The 13,035-nt window shown below is 57.7% G+C and carries 10 protein-coding genes; 3 read left to right on the top strand and 7 right to left on the bottom strand.

What is annotated here, in order from left to right; all coding sequences use genetic code 11:
* Nucleotides 1–875 precede the first annotated feature (875 nt).
* On the bottom strand, nucleotides 876–2,444 hold the full coding sequence (locus tag AARI_RS15790; protein WP_013350259.1) for a recombinase family protein: 1,569 nt from the start codon (nucleotides 2,442–2,444) through the stop codon (nucleotides 876–878).
* Between the two features lie 35 nt (nucleotides 2,445–2,479).
* On the opposite strand from AARI_RS15790, the gene AARI_RS18775 reads away from it, so the two are divergent.
* A complete protein-coding gene (locus AARI_RS18775; RefSeq protein WP_102598997.1) occupies nucleotides 2,480–4,198 on the top strand; it encodes a C-terminal helicase domain-containing protein in 1,719 nt (572 codons plus the stop codon).
* A 555-nt stretch (nucleotides 4,199–4,753) separates the two neighbouring features.
* Here the strand turns inward: AARI_RS18775 and AARI_RS15765 are convergent.
* The 3 genes from AARI_RS15765 to AARI_RS18770 form a co-directional block, all read right to left on the bottom strand.
* A complete protein-coding gene (locus AARI_RS15765) occupies nucleotides 4,754–6,061 on the bottom strand; it encodes an ISL3-like element ISAar23 family transposase (protein ID WP_013347623.1) in 1,308 nt (435 codons plus the stop codon).
* Nucleotides 6,062–6,265: 204 nt separating this feature from the next.
* Complete coding sequence (locus AARI_RS15760; RefSeq protein WP_013350258.1) at nucleotides 6,266–6,508, bottom strand: hypothetical protein; 243 nt, start codon at nucleotides 6,506–6,508, stop codon at nucleotides 6,266–6,268.
* An 18-nt stretch (nucleotides 6,509–6,526) separates the two neighbouring features.
* Nucleotides 6,527–7,315: a hypothetical protein gene (locus AARI_RS18770; protein ID WP_013350257.1), complete on the bottom strand. Its 789-nt coding sequence runs from the start codon at nucleotides 7,313–7,315 to the stop codon at nucleotides 6,527–6,529.
* A 1,060-nt stretch (nucleotides 7,316–8,375) separates the two neighbouring features.
* Between AARI_RS18770 and AARI_RS15750 the strand changes: the two genes are divergently transcribed.
* Entirely contained in the window at nucleotides 8,376–8,957 is a 582-nt protein-coding gene (locus AARI_RS15750; RefSeq protein WP_013350256.1) for a helix-turn-helix domain-containing protein, read from the top strand.
* On the top strand, nucleotides 8,954–9,523 hold the full coding sequence (locus AARI_RS20155) for a DUF6036 family nucleotidyltransferase (RefSeq protein WP_013350255.1): 570 nt from the start codon (nucleotides 8,954–8,956) through the stop codon (nucleotides 9,521–9,523). The genes AARI_RS15750 and AARI_RS20155 overlap by 4 nt, the downstream gene beginning before the upstream one ends.
* Nucleotides 9,524–9,734: 211 nt before the next feature.
* On the opposite strand, the gene AARI_RS15740 is transcribed toward AARI_RS20155, so the two are convergent.
* From AARI_RS15740 to AARI_RS18765, 3 genes are read right to left on the bottom strand one after another with little or no spacing between them, the layout of a single operon-like run.
* Complete coding sequence (locus AARI_RS15740; protein WP_013350254.1) at nucleotides 9,735–10,352, bottom strand: DUF4913 domain-containing protein; 618 nt, start codon at nucleotides 10,350–10,352, stop codon at nucleotides 9,735–9,737.
* Nucleotides 10,349–12,109 (bottom strand): type IV secretory system conjugative DNA transfer family protein, encoded by a 1,761-nt coding sequence (locus AARI_RS15735; protein ID WP_013350253.1) that lies wholly within the window; start codon nucleotides 12,107–12,109, stop codon nucleotides 10,349–10,351. Before AARI_RS15735 ends, AARI_RS15740 begins: the two co-directional genes overlap by 4 nt.
* Entirely contained in the window at nucleotides 12,084–12,800 is a 717-nt protein-coding gene (locus AARI_RS18765; RefSeq protein ID WP_157867175.1) for a hypothetical protein, read from the bottom strand. Before AARI_RS18765 ends, AARI_RS15735 begins: the two co-directional genes overlap by 26 nt.
* Nucleotides 12,801–13,035 lie beyond the last annotated feature (235 nt).

Here is a 13,035-nt window from a genome sequence, read left to right as displayed (position 1 = left end):
GACGAGGCTTTCCCCGTCGCACTTGACACGCTCAAACTCCCTAAAAAAACAGGCAGAAACACTGTCGGGCAAGCCGATTCCCCTTTCGCAGCAGTAATGCGGGTGGGCGCGGAAGCTCCTACTTCGCGCCCAAGGGAGTCTCTCTGGATGACGTCAGTTCTTTTCGGTCCCGCCACTGTGGCGGCACCGCAGGATCAGGGGTTTTACGGTTTCGGGGTGAATCGTGACGGTGGAGCCACTGTGGCACCACCGTGCGACCAGGGCTTTCTTTGTCTCCAGGTGAACCGTGAGCGTTCTACGGTCCCGTCGATTCGGCGACACCGTGTGTCCCGGGGAAAGCCTCCATCTGGATGAATCACGGGGGTGCCGAATCAGCACCCCCGTGATTCATCTACGTAAAAGCGGTTCGGAGGTGAGTCCGACTCTGGTGCGCCAGCGTGGTCTTGAATCAACACTCCCGCTGGTTGTGAACCGCGTCAGCCGTGCGGCCCCTGATTGAGTTGTGTGAGCATATATAGTAGCTCACGTTTCTAAGGGATACCAGATGCTGTGGTTGCGCACCTATCGGGTATGGACATCATTACCGATCCCACACCGGGCCGAACTGTTCCCGCAAGCGACCGGTTGCGGTACTCGCAGACGCCGCGCGCGCAGGCTTCCGCCACGCTTGGTGCGCGACTGGCTGTTGCGTCACGTCACGCACAGGGTCTGGCAGCGGTGGTGCGTGATCCGGTTGTGTTGGCTGAACTGCGAGGGCTGTGCTCCGCGCCTCGAACGACGAACCGTGTTTTAGGCGAGACGCGAGAAAGCCCCGCGCCCTGAACCGTCGAGTAGTCCAGAGCGAGGAATTTCACCACGCCTGATCATGCTGGGAGTTAGGCGCGCCAGATCAACTCGACCCGGTGAGCAAGAACTTCGGTGCGGTACGCAGCTCGGCGAAGATGAAACGCCTCAACGCTCTCGTTGCGCCGACGAGCCGGAGTCGCACCGTTCATACCCTCCGGGAGCGCATGAACAAGCACCGCCTGCATGATCAGGCTCGTCGCCTTATACTGCCACAGTGGGGTACGGCCTTGCCATTCAGCGGCAACCGTGGTGACGTCGATGCTCGGCCCGGTGTGCTCGGGCATCGTAGCGGTGTACTCGCGACGGGTGGCCTCGATCCGCTCCGCAATCCTCGCACGTTGCCGCACCCACATCGCCTTATCGATCAGCCCGTCATAATGATCATCATCCAACTGCGCCAGACGTTCACGATCTGCTTCGAGCGTCGCCGTGAGCCCGACGCGCGCCGCCAGGTCAGTACCGGAGGCTTGGCGTTGAGTCGGGTGGAGAGTGATCTGTTCGAAGGTCGCCAGCACCGCTTCCTCTACGAGTTTTGAGATGTCGGCGGAACGAATCGACCGGTTGCACCCGCCCGGCGTCGGTGGCACGCACTGGTACACGTTGCCTCGGTGAATCATCGCTGTTCCGCACTCGGAGCAACGAATGAGACCCGAGAACGGGTACATGCGTTTCGCAGCGCCACTGCCGGGTTGATGGAAGTTTCGGGCCTGCTTCCTCGCGTCAAGCACATCGGACACTTGCTGCCAGGTCTCTTCATCGACAATCGCAGGCCACGCCGCCTGCACCTGCATCTTCGAGGACTTCGCACGCGTGCCATCGGGTAGCACGGGCCGGTACTCACGCACTCCCTTGTTGGAGGGGTTGCGCAGCATCAGCTTGAGTGTCCTGTCCGACCATGCGCACCCGTGGGTGGTGAGTATGCCGCGCTCGTTCCAGTCTTTGCGAATCCGGTACAGGGAATCACCGGCCAGCACCCGCTGCATGGCCTCGGCCACCAGCGGCCCGGTCACCGGGTCAATGAAGAGGACACCGCTCTCGGCGCGGTATCCGAACGGCACCCTGCCTCCATGCCAGGTCCCCTCGATGGCTTGCTGCTTCGCCGCCCTCGCCACACGGCGGGCCGTGTCGGCAGAGGACTTGTTCGCCATCGCGACGAGCACCCTGGCCATCGCCACATCGGAGTCGGTGTCCAACCGTAGTGAGCCAGTTACCGAGCGGACGGTGAAGCCGCCGAGGACTTTCGCGTCGATCAAGTCCTCCAAGTCTCTCGGGTCACGCACCGCCCGATCCAGGTCGTACGCGATCATCACCTGCGATTGCCCATCAGTAAGGTGTTTGAGCATGGCCCGGAACTGGGGCCGGATCACCCGCCGCACCCGCTCACCCGACAACAGTGTGATCGTGCGCTGCTTAAACGCTGACGTGTCGTTCTCACGAAACACGGCTGCGACTTCCCACCCATGCGCGGCGGCGTAGGCGCGGCAGTCCGTCTCCTGCCGATCAACGCCACGCCCGCTACCCTCGGGGTCGTCGCTGATCCTGACGTACACCACCGCCCGCAGTGGCACCGTGGTCTGTTCTTGTTCGTTGTGGCCCATGCTTCGGCCCGCCTTCCTTCTCGTGTGAGAGGTAGGTGGGTTTAGGGAACCTCGGCTATGCAGATACCGTGCATAGTGCCCAGGGCGCCACCGTCGACACCGCCCACGCACTGCTGACCAAAAGCACTGATCGTGCCGGCGCGTATGTGGCGACCAGCCGCGGCAAATACGACAACCGCATCTATGTGGGCCTGGCCGGCGGGGACCGAGCCGACACGGTCCTGAACGGTATTGCCGAGCGTACCGACCTGAACCTCACCGCCCACGAAACCGTCACCCGCGAATTCGAGCAGGCCCGAGACATCAACAGCCTCGGAATGATCTATCGGGACTTGGTAGACCAAGCCCAGAGCGCCAAGTACGAGCAGATCCTGCGCACCACCCTCAGTACCCCGATTGCCCAGCCAATCCTTGAAGACCCGGCCTGGGGCGCAGTTTCCCGGCATCTGGAACGGGCCGAAGAGGCTGGGGTGAAGCTGGAAACCCTCATCGAGGACGCCTATTCACAGCACGACTTCACCGAAGCAGACAGCATCGCCGCGATCCTGGCCTGGCGCATGGACACCTTGCTCGAGAACCGCGAAGCTACTCTCACTACAGCCGAACGCCCCCTGCGCGAGGTGAACCAAGACCACCTGCTCGCATTGAAGGAACGCGCATTGGACCGCTCCGAAGCTGCCGGCTCCTCGTCCCGCAAGAGCGCGGTCGAGCTTGCTGAAGCTGAAAAGATCTCACCGCTGACCCGCCGGCTGTACGGCCACCTGGGCGACGAAGAACTAGCGGCCCGGATCAAGCACACCGATAACGAACTGATCCGCCAGATCCCCTCAGACGTGGACAACAACGAAGCGTACCTTTCCTGGTCGCTGGGCAAGCTGCGCCACGAGCAGCAGCTGCGTCAGGACATGCCAGAACCACTGGCCCAGGCAGAGATCCGGGGCCGTGAGCATCGGACACTGGCCGGAACCAGCGGCACCGTCCTGCGGCGCATCAGTACCGAGCTGAAGCTGCGCGAACTGGAACAAACCCCGTTCGAGCAGCCCCGCGAACCCAACCGGTTGGGTGAATGGTTCGCCCCCCGCACACAACTGGCTGATCCGCGCCTGCCAGCAGCCTGGAAGGAACAGATCGAAGCGTACCGTCCTGTGGTTGATGCCGAGCACCAGAGGCTCGGAGCAGAACTCGCCCAAAACCCGCCAGCATGGCTTGAAGACCTGGGTCCAGTACCGGGGCGGGCTGACCGGGCGGAAGAGTGGCGCCGGCTGGCAGCTGAGATCGCCACCTACCGCCGCACCTACAACATCCCTAACTCAGAACCAACCCTGCTGCCCACACAGCATCTGAAGGACAACCCGGTGGCCCAACACCTGCGCAACCGTGCCGCCGAGCTTCATAAGCATTCAGAGCTGACCACGCGCAAGCCAATGCCCGACGACGCCAAGGAACAACTAACACAGCAGAAGGCCGATGAAGCGGGAACAGCCGTGCATCAGTCGGATGCGGCGGCGAAGATCGCGGCGTTACGCCAACGAGCCCAAACCCGTAATGAGACCACCCCGCAGGAGAAGGAGAACGCCATGAGTACTAGCGAAAACCATGCAGGCCAGGAAAGGTCGGGGGCTGCTGAGACGAATGAGTTGCTGGCCCGCCTGCGCAAGACACAAGAGGCGCAGCAGCAGGCAGCTGATCAGCAGCGCAAGCTCAAGGACGATGAAGCGCAGCGTCGCGGACCATCCGGACCGACCCTGAGATAAGGGGTTTGAACTACGTATCGTGTTGAATGCACGCTTGGGTTAATGACGTGGTCTAACATCCTGCCCCTCGCAAGACAGAAGGAAATCGGACATTGAGCAATAAGCAGCATGCTGACAATGGCAGTTGTTTGCAGAGGAGATGGGGCATGCGGATCAGCGGTGGGTGATGGTGCGTCACAGGGAAGACCATGTCTATATCATCGTCTTATCAGGATGGCCTAGGTCCGCTATGGCATGCCAAGAACGCTCTCCGGGTAACTCAAAAAGCCTGCGCCAGTGTGGAAAAGGCTTATGGGCTGGAGACTGCGCCGCGACTTCGAAAACAAATGAAACAGCTGGAGCTGGTGGAGCGCGAGAACGTCTGGTTAAAAACACAGTTGGCTGCCGTGCAACGTGCGCAAAAGGAACGAGAGGCTCAGAACGTGGCAGCGAGAGCAGTGCGCCTCGCGAAATGGCGTGCCTTCAGTTTCCCGACCCTGCCGACTACTCGAAACCCTGCTAGCCACCTCGGAAAATTGCGACGCCATATGTACCGGTGCAAGCTATACGGGCTCTTCAGGATTCAGGGTGTAAACGCGATCTAAAGCCACCGGTTTCCAACAATGACCGTGCGATATAGTGCGTCAAATTCGTGAACCCCAAAGCGATACCCCGCAGGTGCTCCAACCGCCCATTGAGTGCTTCAGTAGGCCCATTGGAACTGCCAATGTGATCAAAATACGCGAGGATATCCGGTTTCCGCCTGCGCAGCGTACCACCGAGTTTCTTCAACTCCGGTAAACCCTTCGGCACTTTGGTACCGATCTCGTTGATCAGTTGTTCCATGGCCCACTTCCCGATCTCGGGCTTCTTCTGCCGGTAGGCATCAACCATCCTCTGGTAAACGCTCCAGACCAATTGCACAGGCTCGTGCTTCGCAACGTTGAACAGGTCTTCAACGCGCTGTTTCTGTTTCTCTGTGGCCAGCGATAAACCTGTAGTCAGCGTACGCCGGCACTTATACAGCGGATCATCTTTCCGGCCACGCCGCCCATATTGTTCACGCTGAACTCGTTGTCTGGCCTGGTCCAACGCCTCGGAGCCGAGCTTGACCACATGAAAAGGGTCCAAGACTTCTACGGCTTGGGGCAGTTCCTCAGCAGCAGCGCTTTTGAAGCCGGTGAACCCGTCCATCGCGACCACCTCAACATTGTTTTTCCATGCTTCACCGCGTTCAGCAAGCCAGGTCTTGAACACGGCCTTGGAACGTCCGGGAATCATGTCGAGCAATCGTGCGGTGCCAGTGCCAGCCTTCACCGGGGTGAGGTCAACAATGACCGTCACGTACTTGTCTCCACTTTTGGTATGCCGCCACACGTGCTCATCAACTCCCAACACTTTGACTCCGTTGAACCGGGTTGGGTCATCTATCAGCAGGCGCTGGCCTTCGGCCAGCACTGCTTCGTTGGCGGTATTCCAGGTGACACCGAGCCCTTCGGCAATCCGTGAGACTGACAGGTGCTGGGTGACTAGCCCGGCCAAAGCCCAGCGTAGCCCGGTCCGGCTGATTTTCTGTCGTGGCGCTACCGCTTGGCTGAGGTCTTCACGCCAGACTCGTTGGCAGTGGTTGCAGCGGTAGCGGCGGTGCTTGATCACCAGGACGGTGGGCCGCCATCCGAACGGTTCGTGGGCCAGGCGCCGGGTGACGGTATCGCGTGGATTTCCGGGCGTTCCGCACGTTTGGCACCATGGGTCAGGGTTGGTCACTTGGCAGAGGATCTCAGCTTTCTTCGGCGTGAGGCGCTGCCCGATGGCGGTGAGTCCCAGTCCGTCAAGGTTGGTGAAAGTCGTGAGATTTGCGGGGGTATAGATAGAATGGTGCACAGTCGAGGTCTCTAGAAATGGTTAGTGTGGTAACTTCCATTCTTCTGGAAGGCCTCGACTTTTTAATGCATTGACGACATGCCCGGGATCCGGGGTGTTGGGTTTAGGTGGCTACACTCTCAATTCTGAAGAGCCGCTATACGTCCAAAGGACGGTGGCTATGAAAGATAGCGGTAAGTGCTCTCTTTCATAGCCACCGGGCACTTAAATACGGTGCTTATCGTGATCTAGCCAAGGAACAAAACGACCTTTGTTGCCAGCTGCGATGAGATAGGTGAAACACAAAATTGCGCCGAGCTGAAGAAGACCTATCCATAGTCCGTTGGTCTGGAAGGTAGCAGGAAGCTGCGAAAGGCCCAAGAGAGCAAGGACGAGATAAAAGTAGTCGCTAAGAATAGCCTTCGGCTTACGTTTATTTTGCGACGTTGGGTTAGCTTCAGTAGCCATTGGGAACTTCTTTCCGGATTAGGAGAAACAGTTTTGCTTGATGTCGTTAATACCAATAAGCTCGGCGAACAGGCCACCAGCTACAGCTACAGCTGCATTTCGCTTTGCGGTTGCGCCCTTTTTGCTGTGGTACGCACGCCATATAATATTCACGCCTTTTTTGACGGATCCGAACCGCTTGACTAACTTATATCCAACTTTTGCAGCAGCTCCCCAAGGCATTAGGTTGGCACCCACTGTAGCAACACAAACAGTCCAACCCCAGACCGTATTGGGATCTGCTACGACAGGAAACGCCGTGTGCTCGTCAAACTCTACAGTTTGAGTCAAAATACCATTTGACAAGCTAAAACTAGTTTCTAGCTGCTTCCCGTTAGCGTCATAAGCCCATGGCTCGGATATGCCTCCAACATACTCTCCCTCATCATTGATGAAGCTTACTGAGCCATCTTTTTCTAGCTGACTCACAGAGCCGGATGGGGCCTCAAAAGGAAAATTATAGGTGTGGGAAGCTTCAGCAGATTCAATTGAAATCAGCGTCTGAGAACCGTTCGGTGTCTCAAAACTTGAAATCGAAGCCTCCTTCGTTTCTGTCGTCAGAGCAGGCTCGGTGGCATGTGCAATTAGAGTTTCTGGTACTCCCGATAGATCTGGCGTTGCCAGCTCTGCGGGCTTTCCTGGCAATGTAAGGCTCATGGAAGCGTTGCCATCAGTTACTTCGATAGAAGACTGGTCAACGATGAGTTTCTCGGAGGAATAATTTTCTAGGTCGAGTGGTGCTGGTTCCGCAGCAGAAGCTATATTCATGCCAAAGAGAGTTAGGGAAAGGCAGATTCCGCTAATGCCTAATAGCTTTGTGCCTCGAATGAAAGTTAGATTTGCCCGCATAGTTCTCCGAAAATCGATATTTGACCCCTGTTGAACCCTGGATATGGTTCCTAACGTTACTGATCTTATTTGAAGAATATCAAAAAGTCAGGTCATTGGACTAAAGGATTCCAAAATTTTTGTAGGTGTCCGGCTCTACTCTGAAACTGGGCGGTCGTGAACCATTCCAGATTCCGGCCGGCACGCAGGCGCTGAAACGCACCATCAACTGCAGTGTCATGGATGTATCTGGAGAGCTGGTTGCGACGCTGAGAATCTCGGGTGTCCTGGGCGCAGTGGTTTTGAAAGCACCGCCTATCGAGAGGACTTCAAGGACCGTGAGCGTCACCTGGAAGATACAGCTTTGTTATCAACGTTGTTGGGGGACCCATTGGCGCTGGTGCCACGGCTTCAAAGGTCTGACCGCTCACGAATCATCACTTTGTATAACCAGATCTCTGACCCGCGCCAACCAGCGTGGGCACGGCTTGATAATGAACTCCGATTCGAAGGCCAATATGCCATAGAGATCTTGGCGAGCAATCCCCAGAACTTCGATCTGGATGATGTGCTGGGCTCAGCGTTCTAGGATTCCGCACGTTGGCTGCTCAGCGGTTCCGATAGCTCCGGCGAAGTTCACTCCGTTCGATTTCAACGGAATACTTGACCGAGCGACATTTCGTGGCTCATCCTGATGCGCTTCGGTGACTAAATCTGCAAGTTATAGGCAAGGAGATTCGCGGATCAAGCCGCCGCAAACTAGCGACGGATATGACTTGTTAATCGAGAGCAATTGCCGAAGCTACGGTGTTATGGGCCGCAGCTTGACTAGGTGAGCGTGAGCTCAAGATGGAAAAGTTGCACGGTACTGAACTGAGGCATGTGGTCAAACGCCCCAGAGTCAATAGGGGAACGAGATTCTTGGATTGAGCTTAGCATGGGCAGGTTACTGTGAAATGTAACCGTACGGTGCCATAATGATTGTATGGAGTACGTATCAATGATGTCCTCTGAGCTGGGGACGCGGATCAAAGCGCAACGCAAAGCATTGGGCATGACACAGGGCGAGCTGGCTGCTTCGGCAGGTGTTTCCCGCAAATTCATCAGCGAGCTGGAATCAGGAAAAGACTCAGCCTCACTGGGGTTGACGTTGAAAGTGCTGCACGAGCTCGGATTCGAAGAGCCAGCACTCCGAAAAGTCCCTGATCGTGGCGAAGAGATCTCCGGCATTTTTCGCCGGTCTCTTGCAGCGAAAGATTATGAGTACGCTCTGAGGTTGGTCGGAGAATACGCTGCCGAATCACTCCAAGAAGGGCGGCCGCTCTTGCGGCAGCGCCCTGCGATTGATGATGCGCAGTATTTGGTGACTCTTGCAGCACTGACACGCTGGGTCGCTTCGAAGACCGATAGCATCACGCCTGCTTGGGCACGGAAAACCGCTGCGTCTGCTGAACCTGTGTTCCTCTCGGAAAAAATCTATCCCGTCGGAGACCGGATGAAGCAACTCATCCGATCCGAAACCCCAAAGGAACTTCGTGAAATGAACGTATGGATGCGCGAACGAAGCTTGGCCACCGCATGAACGGGGATGGATTTACCAGAGACAAGATCGTTGAGTTCCTTAGCGAACTTGAGCGCCGATTGGCTGAACGCGGCGTAGCCCTCGATATTCAGATCGTCGGAGGCGCCGCACTATTGCTACACGGACTGTTGGACCGAGTGACCGAGGATATCGACGCCAAATATCAAAGCACTGCTGTCGTCGATGAGGTTGTTGACGCCATGGCCGAAGACTACAACCTGCCGAAAAAATGGTTGAATTCGCGTGCGGCAGCATTCCTGCCGGACAACGTTCGCTGGATGGCCTACCCGGAGGGCTTGTCTTCCGCTGTGAAGCTTGCTGATTTGCCGACGCTGGCAGCGATGAAAGTTGCGGCAGAGCGCGATAAGGACATCATCGATTTAGGCTATCTGGTCAATGCGATGGGCATTACTGATCCTGCAGAGCTCGTTGATCTGGCATACGAGAAGTATGGAGAGGACTCCATTCCCCTGTCGCAGGGCCGCTTGAACTATGAGATTGTCGCGGAGGAAGCGATAGCGGCAGCCCGACGATTCAAGCAGCAAAATCGAGAAGACGACGCATAATCATCGTAGAAGAGCTAAAGAAATTTTCTTCCACTGTTAACCTAAGAAACCCACGGAATCCGTGGGTTTCTTCGACGTATAAGAGCAAGAATCCTTGTCCCTTTGCTATTAGTACAAGTTTACACCTGGGGCATATGGTCCCGCGCGGTCGCAATGCAATGGCCAAAGGGCCAGACGGCGTTCTCAGCCGAAACGAGAAGCTTTGAAAATCTCATTCGGAGGTCTCTTGTGGAATGGAATCGGCTTGGGCATCGGGTAGAGGATATTTTTGCATGACCCATTGGTCGAATTCATCCGTGAATGCCTCGGGAACTGGATCCGTCCGTTCCGGCGCGCGGTGTTCGCGCCGGCAGCCGGCCATGCCGCCCTTATCCGCTGGTGCGTTGATGATGTCGAGTACGTCGGGTAGGTAGCGCAGGTTCCAATACACCAGATCGCTATTCGGAGTCTCGGACCCGTAGTTCGCGGCCGTCCACGACGTATATAACCCGACCACGTGAGCTACGACGTTCGGGTGGAGGAACCAGCAAGCTGGGATCATGTTCGTGCTTTGCCCCGCACCGTAGGTTGCGTTCATCCATGGCAGCCACTGGTTGATCTTGGTCAGCAGTTCACTGATTTGTTTCGGGTTGGCCGCATAGAGATTCCACGGTGAAATATCCTGTTCGGGCCCTATGCTGGTGAGCCGTTCCAGCTGGTTCGTGAGTTCCACAAGAACTGTTTCTTGTGCGGCGAGGCCTTGCTCGACCTTTTCTTGACGTTCGATCAGCGGCTCAACCAGCGGAACGATCAGCTCGACGAGGTCATCGTGGGTTTGTGGTTCGCTCATCGGGCACCGCCAAGGGTTTCTGCCGACTGATTACCGTCATGGGTTTGGGTGGGTTCGTGGAAGATCTTTCCGCACCTGCGCAACGTTTGGTCTTTCATGTCTTTCAAGTCCTTATGGTCTTTGCGATGCCACACCATCTCGGTATGCACCACGTGCGGTGGCAGATTCCGGTAGACGGCGGTGGCTTGCCCGAACCGCAGGTGCTTGAGCTCCTCAGCACGCACGACCGCCTTTTCCTCCGTGCTTTGGGTCATCGATCCACCGGTCTTGCGCGAGGAGTGGCTGATACGCGGGGTGTCTCGTACGCCCATGTCATTCGCGTAGGTTTTCAAGTCTTCGCTGTTGATGCCGGGGAAGATCAGCTTCAACGAGGCGTTGGATTCAATGGTCTTGGCTTCTTCCTTGCCCCAGCGTGCTTCGTTCTGGATGAAGGATTGGCTGATGCCGATCACTTGGATGCCTCGGCCTCCGGTGTCGGTGATCAGCTCGCCCATGTTGCTGAACGCCGCCACATTCGGTGCCTCATCCAGGACCATGCGGAATACGGGCCAGAGCCGTCCGGAGGCGAACTGGCTGGATTTGCGGCGTGCCGCCCGATAGACCTGGTCAGCGAACATCGTGCTCAAGGTCCCCAACGGAGAGTTCTCCCCGTCGACCACGATGTGCAAGGTGTTCGGCCCTTCAAGGAACGTGTTGATGTCGAAGGCTTCTTCCTTGCGGAAGCGGAACTGGGAGAGCACCCGTTCGGTGACCAGTGGTTCGGCGAGGGAGATGAGAGTGGCTTTGATGGAGTCCTCGGTTTCGCCGGCCCGCGATTCGGTGCGTTCGCGCAGGGGCTGGATGAAGGCCCGGGATTTGTGGTGGTCTTCAAGGATGGTGATGGGTTCGGGGTTGTGGGAGTCGAAGATCCACATGAGCAAGTCATCCATGGTGCGGTCTTCCAGTGCGGCGGCGTGCAGGAGGCGGCCGAGGACGGTGCCGGCTTTGGCGCTGAACCAGGAACCATTCTTGGTTCCTTCCATCGGGGCAGCGTTAGCCCATGCCTTGCCGCGCTCCAAAGCTTCATCTTCGTCCTTGCACCCGTAGATCGGTGTCCAGTTCACGGTATTGGGCCAGCCGGTGATGTTTTCCCAGTCGCACACAAACACTTGCCCTTGTTTCTCCCGGGCAATAGCAGTCCACGCAACCACATCTGGTTTGGTCGACGTTGCCAGGACTGGGCCGGGGGCGTTGAGGATCATGGGGATGACGATGCTGGAGGTCTTGCCACCGCGGGCTGGGGCGTAGACCCACATGCTGTCTTCCAGCTGGATATACAGCGGGATTTTCTTCGACGCATTGGCATAGACCGCCAGGGCGATGAACGCTTCGGCGGTCTTCTTCGTGACCTGCGCCCCGTAGATTTGGCGGGCTTTGCGCCAGGCGGAGGTGAAGCCCATCATCGACGTAATCGCAGCCCCTTGCGGGGTGAATTTCTTCGCCTCGTCCCGCGAGCCAGTCCAGAGTTCGGTGAACAGCACATACGCCACGATCAGCACGGCTGCGAAGCCACCGAGGATGAACCACGACGCGGTCGGCCATCCCAGGTTTTTGTCGAGGGCGGCTTGGATCAGGTCCATTGGGTTCCACGAGATCCCGGTGCCGGTGGGGGTGAGGCGTTCGCCCCAGTTCAACGCCACCAGTGCTAGGCCGGCCAGGGCGGCGATGATCAGCCAGGCGGGGATTTCGCGGTTACGCTGCGTGGGGTTCGAGCTCATCGGTGATCACCTCGTTCATTTTCTGGGCGGTGAGGGCCTTGTCGGTGTCGGCGAGGATCTTTTCCACGTCGCTGCGCAGATGCTTGACCTCGAACGGTGCTTCGTTGCCGATTTTCATCAGGCAGGTGCCGGTGGCCAAGTTCAAGATCGTGCCGTAACTGGAGGCGGGCAGGTCGAACATTTCCACTGCAGCCCTAGCGTCCGGGGCTTTCTTCTGCTGATAGACCAGGACGGTGTCGCATTCCTTGATGATCGCCTCGGCTTCGGTGCCGGGTGGGATGTCTGAGACGTGGTGGAACATGAACCAGTTCGACAGGCCGATGGCGCGGGAGACTTTCTGGTTGCGGCGGATCACTTTGGCGACGGAGGTTTGAACCACGTGCCAGGCTTCTTCGACGATGAAGTGGGTTTGGCGCCGGTTCTTGGCCCGGAAGAGCCGGTTGGTCATCCACGTGTTGATAACGGTCATGATGATCGCCAACGCCGGCCCGGTCTCAGGCAGTTGGGAGACGTCGAAGACGGTCAGCCCGTCAGCGAGGATCACGTTTTCCGAGGTTTCGCCGTCGATCAGGCCGGAGAGGTCCTCATCGACGAACCGTTCCAGTTCGAACGCCAGATCGTACCCCCATTCGCGCAAGACGGTCCGGTCGATCTGCAGTTCCTCGCAGTCGATCGGGGAGGGGGCGAGCATGCGGGCAATGACCAGCCCGATGGTGGGGGTACGGCCAGTAGCATGGGTTTCTTTGAGGACGCGGTGGTGGGCGGTGCGCATCGCTTTGCCTTCGCGGGAGGACACTGGCCGGCCGAGGACTTCGGTGGCGACCGACCGCAGCAGTTGGGCTTGGCTGGTGGTGCTTCGGAACCTGTTGTGAGGGTGTCCTCGACTTCGGGGGAGATAGCCGGGTCGAAGATGTTCAGGCAGGCTC

The sequence above is a fragment of the Glutamicibacter arilaitensis Re117 genome, from assembly GCF_000197735.1.
Lineage (GTDB): Bacteria > Actinomycetota > Actinomycetes > Actinomycetales > Micrococcaceae > Glutamicibacter > Glutamicibacter arilaitensis.
Note: the sequence above shows the minus strand (reverse complement) of the source record. Positions and strands in the feature narration are given on the sequence as shown.